The organism is Campylobacter concisus, from assembly GCF_015229955.1.
Lineage (GTDB): Bacteria > Campylobacterota > Campylobacteria > Campylobacterales > Campylobacteraceae > Campylobacter_A > Campylobacter_A concisus_AT.
On sequence record NZ_JAAKYZ010000001.1, the window covers coordinates 284,943 to 302,138 of the forward strand.

20 protein-coding genes are annotated in these 17,196 nt (G+C 43.1%); 6 read left to right on the forward strand and 14 right to left on the reverse strand.

All coding sequences use genetic code 11. The features are described 5' to 3' along the window. Positions 1 to 45: 45 nt before the first annotated feature. The 4 genes from G6W45_RS01460 to tupB form a co-directional block, all read right to left on the reverse strand. Complete coding sequence (locus G6W45_RS01460) at positions 46 to 222, reverse strand: twin-arginine translocation signal domain-containing protein (protein ID WP_084040950.1); 177 nt, start codon at positions 220 to 222, stop codon at positions 46 to 48. Beyond that, complete coding sequence (locus G6W45_RS01465) at positions 209 to 934, reverse strand: TorD/DmsD family molecular chaperone (protein WP_194167282.1); 726 nt, start codon at positions 932 to 934, stop codon at positions 209 to 211. Before G6W45_RS01465 ends, G6W45_RS01460 begins: the two co-directional genes overlap by 14 nt. Positions 935 to 1,234: 300 nt before the next feature. Then, positions 1,235 to 2,188, reverse strand: coding sequence for a tungstate ABC transporter ATP-binding protein TupC (gene tupC, locus G6W45_RS01470; RefSeq protein WP_194167283.1), 954 nt, complete (start codon positions 2,186 to 2,188; stop codon positions 1,235 to 1,237). 93 nt (positions 2,189 to 2,281) lie between these two features. Beyond that, complete coding sequence (gene tupB / locus G6W45_RS01475) at positions 2,282 to 2,974, reverse strand: tungstate ABC transporter permease TupB (RefSeq protein ID WP_194167284.1); 693 nt, start codon at positions 2,972 to 2,974, stop codon at positions 2,282 to 2,284. 72 nt (positions 2,975 to 3,046) lie between these two features. Between tupB and tupA the strand changes: the two genes are divergently transcribed. Then, complete coding sequence (gene tupA, locus G6W45_RS01480) at positions 3,047 to 3,865, forward strand: tungstate ABC transporter substrate-binding protein TupA (RefSeq protein ID WP_194167285.1); 819 nt, start codon at positions 3,047 to 3,049, stop codon at positions 3,863 to 3,865. A 198-nt stretch (positions 3,866 to 4,063) separates the two neighbouring features. Here tupA and G6W45_RS01485 read toward each other — a convergent pair whose 3' ends face one another. From G6W45_RS01485 to G6W45_RS01515, 7 genes are all read right to left on the reverse strand, one after another. Next, the gene (locus G6W45_RS01485; protein ID WP_194167286.1) at positions 4,064 to 5,389 is read right to left on the reverse strand and encodes an aminotransferase class V-fold PLP-dependent enzyme; all 1,326 of its coding nucleotides are present in this window, start codon (positions 5,387 to 5,389) and stop codon (positions 4,064 to 4,066) included. 183 nt (positions 5,390 to 5,572) lie between these two features. Beyond that, complete coding sequence (locus G6W45_RS01490) at positions 5,573 to 5,761, reverse strand: hypothetical protein (protein ID WP_004320751.1); 189 nt, start codon at positions 5,759 to 5,761, stop codon at positions 5,573 to 5,575. Positions 5,762 to 5,788: 27 nt separating this feature from the next. Further along, positions 5,789 to 6,556 (reverse strand): winged helix-turn-helix domain-containing protein, encoded by a 768-nt coding sequence (locus tag G6W45_RS01495; protein ID WP_194167287.1) that lies wholly within the window; start codon positions 6,554 to 6,556, stop codon positions 5,789 to 5,791. Beyond that, complete coding sequence (gene fdhD, locus G6W45_RS01500; RefSeq protein WP_194167288.1) at positions 6,549 to 7,331, reverse strand: formate dehydrogenase accessory sulfurtransferase FdhD; 783 nt, start codon at positions 7,329 to 7,331, stop codon at positions 6,549 to 6,551. The genes G6W45_RS01495 and fdhD overlap by 8 nt, the downstream gene beginning before the upstream one ends. Positions 7,332 to 8,464: 1,133 nt before the next feature. Beyond that, the gene (relB, locus tag G6W45_RS01505) at positions 8,465 to 8,737 is read right to left on the reverse strand and encodes a type II toxin-antitoxin system RelB family anti-toxin (protein WP_087576737.1); all 273 of its coding nucleotides are present in this window, start codon (positions 8,735 to 8,737) and stop codon (positions 8,465 to 8,467) included. Continuing rightward, positions 8,724 to 9,053, reverse strand: a complete 330-nt coding sequence (locus G6W45_RS01510) for a type II toxin-antitoxin system RelE/ParE family toxin (RefSeq protein ID WP_194167289.1) — start codon at positions 9,051 to 9,053, stop codon at positions 8,724 to 8,726. The genes relB and G6W45_RS01510 overlap by 14 nt, the downstream gene beginning before the upstream one ends. A gap of 98 nt (positions 9,054 to 9,151) precedes the next feature. Next, positions 9,152 to 10,309, reverse strand: a complete 1,158-nt coding sequence (locus G6W45_RS01515; RefSeq protein WP_194167290.1) for a tyrosine-type recombinase/integrase — start codon at positions 10,307 to 10,309, stop codon at positions 9,152 to 9,154. 441 nt (positions 10,310 to 10,750) lie between these two features. Here G6W45_RS01515 and G6W45_RS01520 point away from each other — a divergent pair, with 441 nt between their 5' ends. Genes G6W45_RS01520 through G6W45_RS01535 form a run of 5 tightly spaced genes read left to right on the forward strand, consistent with a single transcriptional unit; the run spans position 10,751 to position 13,972 of the window. Further along, positions 10,751 to 11,236 (forward strand): PepSY domain-containing protein, encoded by a 486-nt coding sequence (locus G6W45_RS01520; protein ID WP_194167291.1) that lies wholly within the window; start codon positions 10,751 to 10,753, stop codon positions 11,234 to 11,236. A gap of 44 nt (positions 11,237 to 11,280) precedes the next feature. Continuing rightward, positions 11,281 to 11,652 carry a hypothetical protein gene (locus tag G6W45_RS09735; protein WP_242039022.1) on the forward strand — a complete coding sequence of 124 codons (372 nt, stop codon included), beginning with the start codon at positions 11,281 to 11,283 and terminating at the stop codon, positions 11,650 to 11,652. After that, a complete protein-coding gene (locus tag G6W45_RS09740; RefSeq protein WP_242039023.1) occupies positions 11,625 to 11,948 on the forward strand; it encodes a hypothetical protein in 324 nt (107 codons plus the stop codon). Before G6W45_RS09735 ends, G6W45_RS09740 begins: the two co-directional genes overlap by 28 nt. Before the next feature lie 31 nt (positions 11,949 to 11,979). Beyond that, complete coding sequence (locus G6W45_RS01530) at positions 11,980 to 12,639, forward strand: response regulator transcription factor (RefSeq protein WP_194167292.1); 660 nt, start codon at positions 11,980 to 11,982, stop codon at positions 12,637 to 12,639. Then, positions 12,623 to 13,972: a HAMP domain-containing sensor histidine kinase gene (locus G6W45_RS01535; RefSeq protein WP_194167293.1), complete on the forward strand. Its 1,350-nt coding sequence runs from the start codon at positions 12,623 to 12,625 to the stop codon at positions 13,970 to 13,972. The genes G6W45_RS01530 and G6W45_RS01535 overlap by 17 nt, the downstream gene beginning before the upstream one ends. Positions 13,973 to 14,537: 565 nt before the next feature. Here the strand turns inward: G6W45_RS01535 and nifB are convergent. The 3 genes from nifB to G6W45_RS01550 are packed head-to-tail and all read right to left on the reverse strand — an operon-like array spanning position 14,538 to position 17,030. After that, positions 14,538 to 15,365, reverse strand: a complete 828-nt coding sequence (gene nifB / locus G6W45_RS01540) for a nitrogenase cofactor biosynthesis protein NifB (RefSeq protein ID WP_194167294.1) — start codon at positions 15,363 to 15,365, stop codon at positions 14,538 to 14,540. Then, a complete protein-coding gene (locus G6W45_RS01545; RefSeq protein WP_194167295.1) occupies positions 15,365 to 16,177 on the reverse strand; it encodes a 4Fe-4S binding protein in 813 nt (270 codons plus the stop codon). The genes nifB and G6W45_RS01545 overlap by 1 nt, the downstream gene beginning before the upstream one ends. Further along, positions 16,170 to 17,030: a substrate-binding domain-containing protein gene (locus G6W45_RS01550; RefSeq protein ID WP_021087798.1), complete on the reverse strand. Its 861-nt coding sequence runs from the start codon at positions 17,028 to 17,030 to the stop codon at positions 16,170 to 16,172. The genes G6W45_RS01545 and G6W45_RS01550 overlap by 8 nt, the downstream gene beginning before the upstream one ends. Between the last annotated feature and the right edge of the window lie 166 nt (positions 17,031 to 17,196).

A 17,196-nucleotide genomic window follows, 5' to 3' on the forward strand; every position in this document is an offset into this window, starting at 1 on the left:
GACGTAAATTTGCCTCAGACATATTCATCCTTTCTTAAATTTTATTTATTTCGCTTGTTCGTAGTATAGATCCCAGTTTTTGCTTCTTTTATAAAGCACTTCGGTCTTTTTGCTTTTACCGTATTTTAGGTTTGACGCCGCTGCCGTCGCTACTCCGGCCGTAGCCGCTGCCGCGCCGACTAGCCCCGCCTTTTTTAAAAATTCTCGCCTATTTTTTTGCATTTTCTTCCTCCATAGCTTTTATCTTTCTCACTCGGTTTTTTTGTCTTCTTATGGCCTCAGATCTTGAAACTCCGTCCAAAGTTTTTTTGTTTTCGCCTTGATTTATAGGGCGGGGCGCGCTTAAAACTACGCGCTCAAACTCTATAAATCTTTGCAAAAGCACTGCGACGTCTTTATAAATTTCGCTGCTTTCGTGGTTAAAAAGATCATTTATAAACTCGTCGATGTTTGGGTTTATGATCTCTTTAAAAAGCTGCTCCTCAAGCTCGCCGTATAGCTCCAGCTCGCTCTCTCGCGCGATAAATTCGCTCATTAGCGCAAACACGAAACCCACGTTGTCTTCGTTTTCTTTAAATTTAGCCTCGTCGCGCCTAATGTCTGTGCGGGCTAAAATTTTACGCACTTTTGCGCAGGCGTGTCCGACCTCGTAGCCCTCGTCGTAGTAGGACAGCGAGTTTCTAAGCGGACTTGGCAGAGCGTGGAAAATTTCATCGAATTCATCCGCTAAATTTTGCGAATTTTTCTCGTCGAATTTTGCCTGTATGCGCATTATCGCGGCGGCCGATTCCTCGTTTAGAGCGTGCGCCGAGGCAAGGCCTAGCATCGCGTTTACGCCGCTAAATCTATCGGCTTCTTGGCTAAAAACGAAAAAACGCGAAAATAGCGAGTAGTAAAGCCCACGTCCCGCCGCAAATTCGCCCTTGCTAGTCATCGCCTTCCTTTATCATTTTGTCTATTTTTTGAGATTTTTCTCGATTGTGAAACTATACTACTTTTTGGCTTATTTCTTATACTTAAAAAAAAATAAATCAAAAAAATTAATATATGCTTAAATATGCCTTAGTTGCATATTGCTTACGGCGAATTTTAGGAGATAAAATAAATATGAAATTTCCGCATATATCTTGCATTTACGCTTCATTTTGATATTTACTTTTAACTAGGCTCTTTTAACGGGCGTTAAACGAGTCTAAATTTAAAATTTGAAGCGAAATTTGCAAAATTTCAGGGCTCACTCAAGCCCCAAAAACGCTTCCTCGTCAAATTTAAAATAAATATTTTCGCCGACTCTAAAATTTTGCGAATTCGCCGCCAGCGTTTTAATCAAAAAGTCGCCGACTTTGATTTTCACCAAAAGCTCTTTGCCAAGATAGAGCGAAACCGAGTGCAAGATGCCGCCCAAATACCCATCTATCGGCGTTTTGCTTAGCGTTATTTTGCTTGGATTTACGGCGATCTTTACGGCGTTACGTAAATTTTGCGGCAAATTTACGCTCGCATTTTCGTCAAATTTTAAAACCCCGTCCCGCGAGTCAAATACATTTTTGTATTCAAATTCGCACACGCGGCCCTTGTGCAAAAAGACGTTTTCTTCGGCGACCGCGCTTAGCCATTTGTCGTCGTGGCTAGCGATCACAAAGCCGCAGCCGTATCTTTGCCGCATGTAAAGCACCGCCTTGCCAAAAAGCTTTGAAGTACCCACGTCCACGCTATTTGTCGGCTCGTCGAGTAAATATAGACGCGATCTAAGCGCCAAATTTAACGCAAAGCTAATGCGCTGCGTCTGTCCCGAGCTAAGCTCAAAGTGGCGCTTGCTTAAAAAGCGCTCGTCAAGCCCGACCAAATTTAACGCCTCGCTCGCCCTTTGTTCAAATTCAGCTAGCACTCCGCGGCTTTTTAAAACGGCTCTAAAATTTTCCCTCACGGAGCGTTTTAAAAGCGCGGGTTCGGGCAACAAAACGCTAACTTCGCGCAGTAAATTTAGACTCGGCGCGCTACTCCCCCACAGCCGCACTTCGCCGCTAGTGGGCTTTTGCAAAAACGACATCACTCGCATCAGCGTGCTTTTGCCGCTGCCGTTGCCGCCAGTTAGCGCGGTGATTTTGCTAACGTCGATATCAAGGCGCGGGATGTTTAAAATCTCGCTCGTACCGTAGTTTAGGCGTAAATTTCTAACGTTTATCACTGCGCGCCTTTCTCGTTAAATTTACAAAAAAGCTCAAATTTGACGCGCCTAGCCCGCTTTTTTCGAGCGTAAATTTTCTAAATTTATCAAATTTCATTTATCCAGCCTTTTTAGCGCGTGTATCGTCAAATTTACGGCAAATGCGATAAAGATAAGTACCAACGCAAGCGCGATACCCATCGCAAACTCGCCCTTGTTCGTCTCCAGCGACACTGCAGTAGTAATCGTGCGAGTGAAGTATTTGATATTTCCGCCGATCATCATCGCCACGCCGACCTCGGCCACGATACGCCCGTACGCCGTCGCTACGACCACCATCAGAGCATACCTCAGCTCGTACAGCACGCAGCCAACGAGCCTAGATGCGCTCAGACGTAAATTTAGGATGGTTAGATAGTGCTTTTTGTCCATATTTTCCACGACGCTAGCGCTTAGCGAGACGATGATAGGCAGAGCCAGCACGAACTGGCCGAGCATCACGGCCTTTAGCGTAAAAAGCAGTCCAAACTCGCCAAACGGGCCGTTTCGCGTGATAAACGCGTATAAAATAAGCCCGATCGCAACTGTCGGCATCGCAAGCGCCGTATCGCTAAGCAATCGTAATACTCGCCGTCCGCGAAAATCGTAAAATCCCAGCGTAAATCCAAGCGGAAAGCCGACTAAAATCGCAAAAAATATCGAGACGCTCGAAGTGTAAAGCGTCGCCCTGATCGCCGAATACGTCTCCTCGTCGCCGCTAAAAAGCAGCCTAAAGGCCTCCAAAAATCCGTTTAATAAAAAATCCAAATATTCTTTCTCCGCATATTTCTAAGGTTAATTTAATGTGCTATAATAGCATACTTTTAAAAAAGGAGAAAAATGAAAAAAGTAATATTAGGCTCGCTAATCGCGAGCGTTTTGGCGTTTGCGGGCGATAGCGAACTCATCATGGCTACCACCACCAGCACCGATAACACGGGGCTACTAGACGCGATCTACCCTGCGTATAAGGCAAAAACCGGCGTCGATATCAAATGGACGGCGGTAGGCACCGGAGCAGCCTTGAAACTCGGCGAAAACTGCGATGCGGACATACTTTTCGTGCATTCGCCAAAAGTTGAGAAAGAATTCGTAGAAAAAGGCTTTGGCGTCGAGAGAAAAGCCGTAATGTACAATGATTTCGTCGTTATCGCCGATAAATCTATCGCCGATAAATTTAAAGGCAAAGACATAAAAGAGAGCTTTGAGCTGATCAAAAAAGAGAATATCAAATTTTTCTCTCGCGGCGATAAATCAGGCACCGACAACAAAGAAAAAGGTATCTGGAAAAAAATCATCGGCGAAGTGCCTGAAAAAGACGGCTGGTACATGCAAACGGGCCAAGGCATGCTAGCTACTATCAACGCAGCAGCCGAGCAAAAGGGCGTAACGTTCACCGACCGCGGCACCTACATCAAGTACGAGGACACCAAAAAAGGCGCGCCTGAGATGGTTATCATCAACGAGGGCGACAACGACCTAAAGAACTTCTACTCGCTAATCGCGGTAAATCCGAAGCACTGCGCTAAGGCCGACATCGAAAACGCGAATAAATTTATCGAGTGGGCGACTAGCGAAGAGGGTCAGAAGTTTATCGGCGACTTTAAGCTGCTAAATAAGCCGCTTTTCACGCCTGATGCGAATACTCGCAAGAACTAATTTTTTTACGTGCAAATTTGGGTTAAATTTAGAGCTTAAATTCGCGTGATTAGGGCGCGCTTTGCGCCCTTTTTCTTTCTTAAATTTACTCTTTTTAGTTTTTAAATTTAATCAAATTTGACCGCCCAAACCCGTATCTTTACGGCGTAAAATTTCAAATTTGACCTTTTCGCGAGCCGAATTTTAATCCGCTTAAATTTAAATTTTCCCGCCGAACATCTCGTACATCGCCTTTTCCTCGCCCCAGAGATCGCGGTGCTTTTTGATACAGGATTTTATCGCGCCAACTAGATATAGCACGTCTTGCTCGGTGTGCGTGTAGTGCAAGCTCACGCGCACGAAGCCGGGCTTGCTCTCGGGCATGCGACCCTCCTTGATACCCAGCAGATCGTGAGCGTACGGCCCCGCGCACATCACGCCCGCGCGCGTCTGGATACCGAAGTCATTGCTAAGGCTCGCGGCGAAATCATACGCCGAGACGCCGCGCACGTTAAAGGAAATTATCGGCAGTCGCGGCGCGCCCTTTGGAGCGTAGTTTATGACCTCGTCAATGCCTGCTAGCTCGCGCTCAAAAAGCCGTGCGAGCTCGTCCTCGGCGTTTTTTATTTGCTCGAAGCCCACCTCGTTTCGCAGCGCGTAAGCCAAATTTGCCCGCATAAGCCCGATAATAGGCGGCGTACCGCCTTCTTCTAGCTGCTCGGGATTTTTCAAAAACACGTGCCCTTCGCGGCTAGCGTAGGCGACCGTTCCGCCCGCGGCAAATGTCGGCACGTCGCTACCGAGCAGCTCTTTTTTAATCGCCAAAAGCCCGCAGCTAGCAGGCCCTCCTAATAGCTTATGCGGCGAGAGGAAAATCGCGTCAAAATAGTCACAATCTAAATTTGCGTGCGAACTCAGCGCCGCGCAGTCAAAGGCCACGATGCCGCCCGCAGCTCTGATTAGCTCGCTGATCTTTTTATAGTCGCTAATGACGCCCGTGACGTTCGAGGCGGCGCTAAACGAGCCAATAATGCGGCGTCCGGCATTTAGCTTCAGGATGCGCTCAAGCGCTAGCAGATCGATCTCGCCTGATTCACTAAGTGGCACGCGCATGTAGTCGCAAAGCCCCTCGCGAAAGCTAAGCTCGTTTGAGTGGTGTTCGTACGGCGAAACGAGCACGAGCGGAGGCTGCGCGGCGCGTAAATTTGCCTCGCCGATCGCGCTTCTGGTTGCAGGCGGCAGGTAGATGCCAAGCAGCTCCTGAAATTTCTTGATCGCTGCCGTCGCACCCTGCCCACAGGCGATGAGATAAAACCGCTCGTCAAGGCCTAGCAGCTTTTTTAGGCTCTCGCGCGCGCCCTCGTAGCGCCGCTGCGTGATGATGGCGCTCGAGCTACTGTCGGAGTGTGTGTTGGCGTAGGTTTTGAGAACATCTGCTATCTCGCGCTCTACGGGCTCATAAGCAAGCCCGGAAGCCGCGAAATCAAAATAATGCACGCCCGGTTTTAGGATGATATTTTTTCTTATTTCGTCTAAATTTGCCATTTTTTACTCTTTAAATTTGATACAGTAATTATAGTAAATTTTCGCAAATTTCGGGCTTTTGCTGTGGAAATGATTTAGTAAATTTGGAGGTTAAATTTGAACAAGCTAAATTTAACCGCAAAGCGGCAAATTTAACTTAATAAAGCAGAGAATCGCGAGCCACAGAGGCTCACGACCATTTTATTATTTGTTTATAAAATTTTTCTCTAGCCACTCGATAGCTTTTGCTTCGCTCTCGAAGCGTCCGCTTTTAGCGACCTGATTTTGCCCCTCGTAGAAGCGAATCCTGATACCGTCTTGGACGCTATCTACCTTTATTCTAGTGATCTTGTCTTTGTTTAGATAGACCCTATCGTTTAGTTTTACGTACATTTTTTCTCCCTTAAATTTGATGTGGTTTTATTTCTTTTTATCGTTTGCGTCGTCTTTGGCCGAGTCCTTTTTCTCGCCGTCTTTTTTCAAAAACAGCTCCTTAAAGCGCTTATCCGCAAAGTCCTCGATGTCGTTTTGTAGCTGCCTATAGGCGTTTATGAGCTCATGCGCGCGCTCGTTTAGCGTCGTGCCGGCGTTTTCGCCGCCGCCTTGTTTGGTGGTAAAGAGCTCCTCTTTTAGATTTTTTTGCAAAATTTGCAGATGAGTCCAGCATTTTTTATAGTTCATGCCTAGGATTTCGGCGGCCTTTGAGATCGAGCCGACCTCGGCGATGACGTCTAGGACTTCGGTTTTGCCCTTGCCGAAGATCAGCTCGCCCTCGTCGTTTTCTATCCAAGTTTTGGTTTTTACTCTCATCTTTTTTCCTTTCTTCTCCTTAAAACACCCCAACTGGCAGTATTTTACGTCGATTTTATAGTCTTTTAGCGTCGAGCGGATCGTCTTTAGTCCCACGCCCCCAGCCGCGTCTCTAGCGTCTTTGCACAGTATTCTGCCCTTTTCGTCGGTCATCTGTTTTAGCTGCGTCATCACGGTGTATTTGCCGCGTCCGTTTTCCAGCCCGCCAAACTGCCCCAACTCGCAGTTATCGATCTTTACGCCCATTTTTTCGGCCTCGTCGCTAACCTCGCCGATCTCTACGCCTAGCTTTGCGGCGATCTTAAACGCCGCGCCGCAGTCTAGCCTGCCCTTTGGATTTAACAGTTTTGTTATCAGTTCGCGGATTTGCTCACTCATAGATTCTCTCTGCGCCGCTATACACGTTTATGTTTTCGCCGCGAGCAAAGCCGCACAGCGTTAGGTTAAATTTACGCGCTATCACGACGCCAAGACTAGTCGGAGCTGTACGCGAGACGAGCACTGGGATGCCGTGCATGACGGCTTTTGCGACCATTTCGGAGCTGAGCCTGCCGCTCACCATCAAAAACGAATTTTGCAGCTGCGCGCCGGCTAGTATAGCTTTGCCGACGGCTTTGTCTATGGTATTATGCTGAGCGATATCCTCGCCGATGTAAAACTGCTCTCCGTTCACGAAAAGCTTAGCCGTATGCACGCAGCCCGTCATCTCGTAAAGCTCGCACTGCGTGTAAAACTGCCCCATCTGGCGCAAAATTTCGTCTTTGTTAAATTTGACGTCGGCCTTTACGGAGCGCGCCGCCATAGCCCCCGGGTCGATATTTGCCGTCGAGCTGCGTCCACAGCCGCTGATTATCACCTTTTCTTCGTCAAACTGCTCGAGGCGCTTTTCGTTGATTTTAGCCTTTACCCGCACGCTTAAAGCGTCGCTTGAAAGCTCTATGCTCTCGATATCTTCAGGGCTTGCGATCAAATTTTCGCTGATGAGATAGCCAGCAGCTAGAGCCTCCTGATCGGTCGGAGTCGCCATGAGCGCGCCGAAACGCTTGCCGTTTATGTAGATCTCAAGCTTGATCTCGCGCACCAAAATATCATCAACGACGCTTTTTTGCGCGCCTTTAAATTTGGTGATTTGGGTCGTAAAAATAGGTTGCATGATTTTCCTTAATTTTTGCGAAATGATAGCTTGAAAATCTAAATTTAAGATTTGATTCTAGTGAAATCTTGCTTAAATCAAGCAAAAACTTAAACGTATTTTAGCGCGTTTTTATCGGCATCTGATGATGATTTATATATGCAAATTTAGCATATTTCTTAAGATATTTTTTGACTAAGATTTTATCATTATCTGTTATTTGCATAAGAAATGAAGGAATAATAAAAAATAGCATAAGGCTAGAACGAGATCGCACATAACTTGCCGCATATGTAGGTTAAATCTTGAAAAATCATAAATATAATTTGCGGCCTGACGTAAGACCGAGAAGGAAATTTATATTATAGAGTCGAGTCAAAAAACTAATTTTTATCAAGCCGTATTTTACTGTTATATAGCCCGTGCATGACTCAAACACGCCGACCGTATATAAAAAGCCCTTAATTATATTCATTAAGGGTTTTTATATGAAAACTTAGACATTTTGCCGATGAAAAATCATTTTCGAGCGATAAAGTTTCGTCTAAGTTTTTATATTTTTCTTTTTACCTGACCAAAGAAAAATATAGGCCGTCTGTCAAGACCTTGCAGCTAACTCATTTGAGTTTGCTAAGTAAGTATTAACATATCGTCCTATGTAGGAGTTGTTTGTTATTGATGTTTTGATAAATGATATTAAGTTCTAAGACTGTACGGTGGAATTAGAAGCTGTTATTTTTTTATTAAGTTAAAGTAAATTTTGGTTTATAGGGAAATTTACTTTTGTTTTTTTATTTGGTATTTTAGCACAAATTTTAAAAATTAAGATGTTGCTAGTTTTCTTATAGCATAAATAAAGATTAAAGTATGTACTGTTTTTGAGCAAGAAATAAGAATCAAAAAGAAGAGTATTTTTGTGTGGGATTAAGATTATTTAATAAAACAAGCATCGTTATAATATAGCCGTATTTATTTTTGTAGACGTATTAAAAATCTCGATTTTATCGTGTTAAAAATATATTTATACCATAACGATCTTATTTTTTCCAAATTACTAACAGTCGTATTTGCAAAAAAGCCCCGATTTGATAATCAACAAAGCTTAATATTTTCTTCTGTATTGACTTGAGTATTTGCTAGATAATTAATCTCACTCAAACTATCGCCACTCTTTTACCGCAAGCTTTTATGTAGTTAAAGAATGTTTTATACTTGATATTATACGCTCCGCTTTCTATCCTAGCTACGGCTGATTGGGTTATGCCCATCCTTTTAGCTACCTCGCTTTGAGTTAGCCCGGCTTCGCTTCTGGCGTCTATTAAAGCTTCTATGGCTTTATATTCGTCCTCTAACGCATCGTATTGCGCTTTAAATTCCGGATTTTTTAGCTCTTCTTTTAAAACTTCTCTAAAATTAACGGTTCCCATCTTTAAACTCCCTTAATCTTTGTTCCGCCAAATTTAGTATGCTTTTTGGCGTTTTTTGCGTTTTTTTGACAAAAATTAGCAGGATTATTATTTTTTTGCCGATTTCATAACAATATATGCTTCTAGCTATTCCTTCATCCGACTTTATACGTATCTCAAATAGTCCGTCCTTTAGGCTTTTGGTGTATGGCTCCCCTAAGGTATTGCCCCTAGCCTCTAAGAGCTCGAACATTTTATAACCTCTTTGCCTGAGACCGGTCGGCAGCTCCAAGAACTCGTCTTTTATGGCTTCGCTTGCAAATTCTACGCTCCACATCGCAATCCTTCTGTGTAACTAAGCCGTATTATACCATACATGATATAAAATGCAGTTTGTTTTACGCATTTGTCGCCGAATAAGTAACTTGTATAAACCTACTCATACAAAGATTCCACCATCTCTCGTCCGCTATCTGGCATTAGTTTAGCGTATCTTAAGGTATGGTTGATATCAGAGTGATTCATTAGCTTTTTTATCGTTAGTATCGGAGTGCCCTTTATAGCAAGATGCGAAGCGAACGTATGCCTAAGGGTGTGAATGACTACTCTATTAGTAGCATCGCTTATATCCAAATTTTGATTAAAAAGCTTATTAAGTAACGGCTGTAAGACATTTTGAATAGTGGCTTTTGGTTTATTTACTAAAAAGTCGTTCGGGGATAGGGAGGTATAAATTTGATTGATCATTTCTAGCGCCCTTTTGCTTAAAAACCCCGTATACGTGCTCTTTGTTTTAAAATCGCTTATGGTAACTGATTTAGTAGATAGCGCCAAATCCTTTTTTTTAATGTTTAAAATTCCTTCTAATCTAGCTCCCGTGCAAAGCGCAAGATCAACGAATAGCTCTAAGGCAAAATCTCCTTTAGCCGCTACTTCTTTGCGCAAAAGTTCTATCTCTATAAGCTCTAAAAATCTTTCTCGCTTGTTGTTTGGTTTTTTTAGCTCTATCTTGTACGGGCTAATATGATCGATAAGGTCGTTTTTTATAGCGTGATTAAAAATCGTCCTAACTATACCCATTATAGCGTTTATCCTGGATTGCGACAGCTTTCGTTTGGTTTTAGGCGAGATTATCTGAGAAATATCTTTATGATGCTCATTTATCATCTCGGGTGTTATCTGTGTCGTGGCTAGACCGCCTAACTTATCCTTATGGTAAATTTCGTAATCTCGTCTTTGCTCTTTTATATTGACGGCGTTATCGGGTTCTTTTTCTAGCTTAAATCCGAAAAATGCGTCTGCGATCTCATCAAATTTAAGCGAGTTTTTGTTGTTCTTGGCTATTATTTTCTTGGTTATGCTATCTGGCAATTCGCCATTTCTTTGCTTGGCGTCGAATTCTTTCTTTTTATTATATGCGTAGGTTATATTTACGCCTTCGGATTTTGATCCGATTTTTACGTTGGCCTTTTTGCCTTCAAGCGTAACTCTCATATAAAAAACCACGTCGCCGCTAGCTAGATTATTAAAGAAAATTCCCGGATATTTATTGACTCCAAAAGCAGAGTTGTAATTTTTAAGCTTTCCTGCCATAATACCCCCTAAATTTGTTCCCTATTTGTTCCCGAAATTTGTAAAAATGTATGATATTTTAGTGTAACTTAGAGTATGCTTAAGCTATTAAATGGCGTATTTTAGGGATTTATAGAGTATTTTGGAGTATTTAAGAATTATATATTTTTGAACCCAGCATCCGGAGCCATTTATATTCAAAAATCCTTTTAAAATCCCGATTTTAACGATGTTTCAAGAACTTTAAGTTTTCTTATTTTTTGTATTTTTCCCTTTTATTTACCCTCAGATTTATTTGCTGTTTCAAAGTATATCGTTCTGATTAGTAATCAAAATGCGATTAGATATTCATCTTTGGACGAAGTTAAAACAATTTTTCTTTATTCATTCTAGCTTCATTTAAGACTTTTATAATGCGCTCATCCAAACGAAAGTTGGAAATCAAAAATAAAAGGATCAAAAATGAAAAAAGTATTAGGTGCAGCAGTTTTAGCAGCAGTTTTGGGAGCGACAGGTTTGCAAGCAGCTATCACATCAAAAGAGGCTTTAAGCATAGCTGAGAAAAACTTCCCAGGCTTAAGCGTCAAAGATATCGAGATGAACGTCAAAAAGGGCGTGACTTTTTACAAGATAGAGTCATTTAAAGATGGCGTCAAACAAGAGATCAAGATCGATGCTAACAGCGGTCAGATCGTTAAAGTAGAGAATAAAAATAAAAAACATATCTTGCCGATCGAAGCGGTAGATTTTTCAAAATTTGCTCTTAGCATCGACGAGGCTGTGGCTAAAGCTCAAGCGCTCGAGGCTGGCTGGAGCCTTGATGAGGCAGAGCTTGATAATAAAAATGGTGCTTGGATATACAAAGTAGAGCTTAAGCGCGACAGGAGCGAGAAAAAAGTGATCATAAACGCTCAAACAGGCGAGATAATCGGCAACTATACAAAGTGATCTAGCGCCCTTTTTGGGCGTTAAATTTTATAAAGGTGAAAAAGATGAGTGAAAATTTAGAGCAAAATTTAAACGATAACGTTGGCGAACAGAGTTTAGAGAGAAATTTGAATAAAAATTTAAGCGAAAATAAAGTCGCTGATTTTAGCGAAAACGAGAGAGAAAATTTAAGTAAAAATGCTGCTAATAAAAATAGTTACGAAAATTTAGAGAAGAGCGAGCAAAGCCCTGAAAATTTGGATAAAAATCCTATTGAAGCAAGCAGTAGCGCAGAAATTTTAAGTCAAGCTACCTCTAAATGCAAAGCTCAAAATTTCTTTAAAAAAGCGCTTGAACTTTCGCTTCAAGGTGTGGCGGATGCGCTAATTTGCACTGGTAAGGCTGGAGTGTGGCTATCAAACGTTCAAACTGCTTAAAAGACGAGGCGCAAAGGGCGGAGATATCAAAGATAAATGAAGAGCAGGCTAAATTTGAAAGAGTGGCTTGCATCTTGCCAGAAAAAGTTAAAGAGATCGTCATAGAGCGCCTAAAAACCAAGTCAGAAGAGGTGGAATTTGCACCGATCTATCTAGCGAAAAAACAAAGCTTTGGCACATTTTGCACGGAGTATTTTTATGATGCAAGGGCTAAATTTAATGGTTTTTTATATGATTTTAAGATCGGCGCAATGAATGGTGAAATTTTAAATCTAAAAATAAAAAGCCAAATTTGATAAAATAGCTAGCAAAACCAAGAGAGATAAGATGAAAATTTTAGTCGTTGAGGACGAAATAGACCTAAACAACGTCATAGTAAAGCACCTAAAGAAAAACGGATATAGCGTCGATAGCGCATTTAACGGCGAGGAGGCGATGGACTTTACCGCCGTGGCGCACTACGATCTCATCGTGCTTGATCTTATGATGCCAGTGATGGACGGGCTTACATTTTTGCAAAGATCACGCGTTGCAAAGCTTGCGACACCCGTACTGATACTAACGGCAAAGGACGATGTGGACGACGTCGTAAAGGGGCTCGATGCGGGTGCGGACGATTATTTGGTTAAGCCATTTGACTTTAAGGAGTTGCTAGCTAGGGCGCGCACGCTCATTCGCCGAAATAGCGGCAACGTGGCTAGTGAAATTTGCGCAGGCGAGCTAAAGATCGACCTTTCTAAAAAGTCAGTCGAATTTAGCGGAGAGCAGATAGAGCTAACTGGCAAAGAGTATGAAATTTTAGAGTTTTTGATGCTAAACAAGGGCAGAATTTTAACTCGTGACCAGATCAAAGAGCACGTTTGGGACTTTGAATACACGGGTGGCTCAAACGTCATCGACGTGCTCATAAAAAACATAAGAAAAAAGCTTGGCGAGTGTGATGTGATCCAGACTAAAAGAGGGCTTGGCTATGTTGTTAAGGATTAAACAAGCGCTTGCAAACATACCAATAACGGCGCGCGTAACGCTTTGGTACTCGTTTTTTATCATCGTTATCGTAACGGCTCTAGTTGCTATCTCGGCGGTCGTGGCGGATGAGTTTTTTGAGGATGCGAGCCAAAAAAAGCTAGCCAAATCAGTCACCAAAATCGCCAATGATATGGATGAGTTTGAGCCATATGATGATGGGATATTTTTTATAAAATATAACGCAAAAGGCGATGTGATCGGCGGTTTAGCGCCAAAGCGCTTTCAAATTTCACTTAAAATGAACAGCGGTGCGGTGCAGCTTTATGAAGAAGGCGAAAACCGCTTTTACTACTACGATATCGCAGCTAAAGACAAAGATGTCTGGGTCAGAGGCGTGATAAATGCGGAGAAATTTTTCAAAAAAGAGGGGCTATTTTTACTAGCGCTTGGCGTTCTTGTGCCGGTTTTATTTATCTTTGTGCTTTACGGCGGCTACAAAACGATAAAAAACGCGATGAAACCAGTCACTACGATGTCAAAGACTGCCCTTGAGATAGGCAGCAGCCGGGACTTTTCAAAGCGTATCGACTTGCCTGCTGGCAAAGACGAGCTGCACGCACTTGCGAGCGTTTTTAACCAGATGCTCGACTCGCTTGAAAAGGTCTATCAAAGTGAAAAGCAGCTCACCTCAGACGTCTCGCACGAGCTGCGAACGCCGATATCTGTCATCATGGCTGAGAGCGACTACGCTAAAAACTACTCACAAAATTTGGGCGAGGCCAAGGAGTCGCTGGAGGTCATCTCTAGGCAGTCAAGAAAGATCACCTCGCTTATAGATCAAATTTTAGAGCTCTCAAGGCTGGAGGCTGGCAGAAATTTACAGCTAAAAGATATAAATTTAAGCTCTATCTTGCAAAATTTAGCCAGCGACTATGAGAAGCTAGCAAGCGCAAAGGGGCTAAAATTTAGCTGCGTGGTGGCACCAGATGCCGTAATTCTCGGCGATGAGCTGATGATATCAAGGCTGGTGGATAACTTTTTAAGCAACGCACTTAAATTTGCTTCGGCTAAGATCGAGCTAAATTTAAGCGTATCAAAAACGCACGCACTTTTGTCTGTAAAAGACGATGGCATGGGTATCTCTAAAAAAGATAGCGAGCTAATCTGGAATAAATTTTATCAAGCTGATAGCTCAAGAAACAAAAGCCTAAACACAGGCAGCGGTCTTGGTCTTGCTATCGCTGCAAACGTCGCTAAAATTCACGGCGCAAAGCTTGGAGTAAAAAGTGAAGTTGGAGCTGGAAGCGAATTTTGGGCTGAATTTGAGCTTGTAAATTTAAAGCAAGTGTAAATTTAGGCAGTTTGCTAGGATAAAATTTACGCAAGCGCAAAACAAACACGAGCATAAATTTAAACGTCGCATAAAACGGCGTCTATATTTTTAAGGCAAAGTTAAATTTATAAACTTTTACAGAAATTTCATGGTTAAGTTGCCCAAAAGAGCTCTTAGGGCATACTCATATCATAAGCACCAACAAAGACTATCAAAGATGCGAGATAGATGAAGATAGTAGCGGTTGAGGTCTATATAGTAAGTAAAGCATTAAGATGCGTGATTAAAAGCCTATTTAAAAGAGTTTGTAAAAAGATGTTTTTCAAAGTAATGTAAAGAAATTTTAGCCACTTTGTTTTTGAGCAAAACTCATTCTATCTACGAATAAACCGCACCTTTTTATGCTTTTTATAACTTTGATATCCAACAAACTTTACAAAATTTAGCCCAGAGCCACGAGCTGCAAGGCGCACGATTCACGAGCCACACAAGAAAAAAAACAAAAGTCACATGAGCAAAAAACCAAAAACCAAAAACCAAAAACCAAAAATGCAAAAGGCACTAAATTCAGTGCCTTTTATCGCTATCTTTCGCCAAGCTTTCCACATGCATCAGCGCGGCATCTACTGCAATGCGACATTTGATTTATGTCACTACCTATTGATCTGCGGATGCGGTGGATCTCATCGGTTGAAGGGGATTTTAAATTTTCAAAAGGCGTACCATGCACCGGTATCATCGCCATGCAGTTCATTATGTCAGCTCCCCACTGCTTTGCCTTTGCTGAGATGCTTTGGACGTGGTCCATATTGACCCCGGGGATGACGACGGTGTTTATCTTTACTAGCATGCCAGCCTCTTTTAGCTTGCGGATGCCCTCGTCCTGGCGCGCTAGCAGTATCCTAGCAGCCTCTTCGCCGTAGTAGTTTTTACCTTCATACCTCACCCACGAATAGACCTTCGAGCCAACATCTGGCGTCACGGCATTAACAGTCACTGTCACGTGGCTCACGCCAAGACGCACGATCTCATCAACATGCTCAGGCAGAGCTAGTCCATTAGTTGAGAGGCATAGCAGGGCATTTGGGAAGTGGGACTTACACTTTTCAAAGGTCGCTAGTGTCTTGTCAGCGTCGCACATCGGATCTCCAGGTCCAGCGATGCCGATGACGGAGATGTCTTGTCTAAATTTAAAGAGCTTTTCTAAAAATTTCACCGATTCATCTGGAGTTTGCACCTTTGCTGTTACGCCAGGGCGGTTTTCATTAGCGCAGTCATATATGCGGTTGCAGAAGTTGCACTGGATGTTGCAGTGTGGGGCAACTGGTAGATGCACGCGTCCGTAGTTAGCGGAGGCCTTTTTGTTAAAGCAGGGGTGGCTGTCTAGATCAGCCTTAGTGCGAAAAATCATTAGTTCTTTTTCCTTCCAAATTTAATGGCATTTGCATGGCAGACATTGAGGCAGTCTCCGCAGTTTGTGCAGTTTGTCTCATCAGGTCTTGTCCCCATTTCGCACTTACGCAAGCACGCGTCGCAGTTGTCACAAGCGCTTGTTTTATAGACGCGAAAGATCGAAAATTTACGCAAAATTTCAAGCACGCCACCTGATGGACAGACGAAACGGCACCAAAGGTTGGCTACGATCAGCGAGGCTAGCATGATTGAGACGATGATCACCGTGCGAGTGACCCACTCCCACTCGCCAAAGCGAAGTGATAAAGTAACGGCAGTTAGGTACTCATCGCTCGTTCTTATAGGTATCATCATGCGAGGATTGCCCCAGACGAAATAGACCCAAAGGCTGATTGCTATGGCAATTAGCATGCCTATTTGAGCGATTATCAGCTTTTTGCTGCGAATTTTTAGCTTGAAAAAGGCAAATTTACCAAGCATTTGATTGACAAAGCCTGCTGGACAGACCCAGCCACAAAATGCCCTACCAAAGAGGATGACAAGTGCTGGGATAAATAGCCAAAATCCAAAAAACAGCGACGTGATCCGCCCCCAACAGGTGATGATAGGGCAGTTTTGGCAATTCACAAAAGGCACCACAAAAGGGCATCTAAAAATGCCGTAATATGCCCATTGACCGATGCCAGCTATAAAGATGAGCTGCACTAGGCGTCTTATCTTTGTTGTGGGAGAGTTTTTGCTTTTCTTTTTTAAATTTACATTGCCGCATGCACTGCCATTAGAGCATGCGCTATTACAGCTACTACACATCTTTTACACCAAACCTTTCTATAAGCTCTAGCCCACGCGCTGAATAAATGGAGGTAAAGCCATGTTTTTCAAAAATTTCTTGCCCCTCAGTGCCGCAAACAAAGTCTGCAAAGTCATTTGCGAGCCTTTCATCTTTTACATATTTCATTATATTTAGCGTAAAAGTGAGCGGTCCAGGCGGGATGAGCTTTTCATCGATGGGCATATACTCGATCTTGTCTTTAAACCTATCGTGCGTTGTTAGGCGCTTTTCGATGATCGAAGCATCGCCCTTGCCATCAACTAGCTCGCACATCATATTTATGACGCATGATCCATTTGCGACCATGTTTTTCATCACCGCATCAGTTAGGTTTGAGTTTTTTAAGATCCCTTTGACCGGGCCACTGCCAGGGGGCGATGATCTAAGAGGCAGCATCACTCTAACTCCTGGCTCAGCAAGGTCTTTTAAGTCGCGAATGCCAGCAGGGTTGCCTTTTGGCACGACTAGGACGTAGTCAGTAAAGCATAGAGGCCTAAAGTGGAGGCTAAGACCAGCTTTGCGAAGTTTTTTAGAAAGCTCTAAAACCCTTGCTCCAAAGAGCTCGGTCGTGCTTTGAAGTGCTAAAAGCGACTTGCCAAGAGCGCCAGCAAAGGCGCCGGTGTATTGGATGTTGTGCCCTGTTCTTGACTCGTAAATGGCGTTTAGCTCGTTAAAAGCTTCAGACAAGCCTCCACACGACCAAACCTGAAGCGAGTCAGACTTAAATGGCGTAAAGCCAGCCAGCATCGTTTGTGGCGTGGCAGCAGCCGCTGTGGCTAAAGCACCTTTTAAAAAGCCACGGCGTGATATACCGGTTTGTTTTAATTCCACGAAATCTCCTTTTGGGATTTAGAAATGTAAATTTGATATTTTCGGCACGCGAAACTTGTGAAATTTGACTTTTGAAATTTGCAAAAATGGTAGTTGAAGGTAAATTTATGCAAATGTAAATTGCGACCGCAATCTAAATTTGAGTGATTATAGCCAAATGCTAACT

Coding starts and splice junctions, on each gene's coding strand:
- G6W45_RS01460 (WP_084040950.1), bottom strand. CDS start 222: ATGCAAAAAAATAGGCGAGAATTTTTAAAAAAGGCGGGGCTAGTCGGC.
- G6W45_RS01465 (WP_194167282.1), bottom strand. CDS start 934: ATGACTAGCAAGGGCGAATTTGCGGCGGGACGTGGGCTTTACTACTCG.
- tupA (WP_194167285.1), top strand. CDS start 3,047: ATGAAAAAAGTAATATTAGGCTCGCTAATCGCGAGCGTTTTGGCGTTT.
- G6W45_RS01485 (WP_194167286.1), bottom strand. CDS start 5,389: ATGGCAAATTTAGACGAAATAAGAAAAAATATCATCCTAAAACCGGGC.
- G6W45_RS01490 (WP_004320751.1), bottom strand. CDS start 5,761: ATGTACGTAAAACTAAACGATAGGGTCTATCTAAACAAAGACAAGATC.
- G6W45_RS01495 (WP_194167287.1), bottom strand. CDS start 6,556: ATGAGTGAGCAAATCCGCGAACTGATAACAAAACTGTTAAATCCAAAG.
- fdhD (WP_194167288.1), bottom strand. CDS start 7,331: ATGCAACCTATTTTTACGACCCAAATCACCAAATTTAAAGGCGCGCAA.
- relB (WP_087576737.1), bottom strand. CDS start 8,737: ATGGGAACCGTTAATTTTAGAGAAGTTTTAAAAGAAGAGCTAAAAAAT.
- G6W45_RS01510 (WP_194167289.1), bottom strand. CDS start 9,053: ATGTGGAGCGTAGAATTTGCAAGCGAAGCCATAAAAGACGAGTTCTTG.
- G6W45_RS01515 (WP_194167290.1), bottom strand. CDS start 10,309: ATGGCAGGAAAGCTTAAAAATTACAACTCTGCTTTTGGAGTCAATAAA.
- G6W45_RS01520 (WP_194167291.1), top strand. CDS start 10,751: ATGAAAAAAGTATTAGGTGCAGCAGTTTTAGCAGCAGTTTTGGGAGCG.
- G6W45_RS09735 (WP_242039022.1), top strand. CDS start 11,281: ATGAGTGAAAATTTAGAGCAAAATTTAAACGATAACGTTGGCGAACAG.
- G6W45_RS01530 (WP_194167292.1), top strand. CDS start 11,980: ATGAAAATTTTAGTCGTTGAGGACGAAATAGACCTAAACAACGTCATA.
- G6W45_RS01535 (WP_194167293.1), top strand. CDS start 12,623: ATGTTGTTAAGGATTAAACAAGCGCTTGCAAACATACCAATAACGGCG.
- nifB (WP_194167294.1), bottom strand. CDS start 15,365: ATGATTTTTCGCACTAAGGCTGATCTAGACAGCCACCCCTGCTTTAAC.
- G6W45_RS01545 (WP_194167295.1), bottom strand. CDS start 16,177: ATGTGTAGTAGCTGTAATAGCGCATGCTCTAATGGCAGTGCATGCGGC.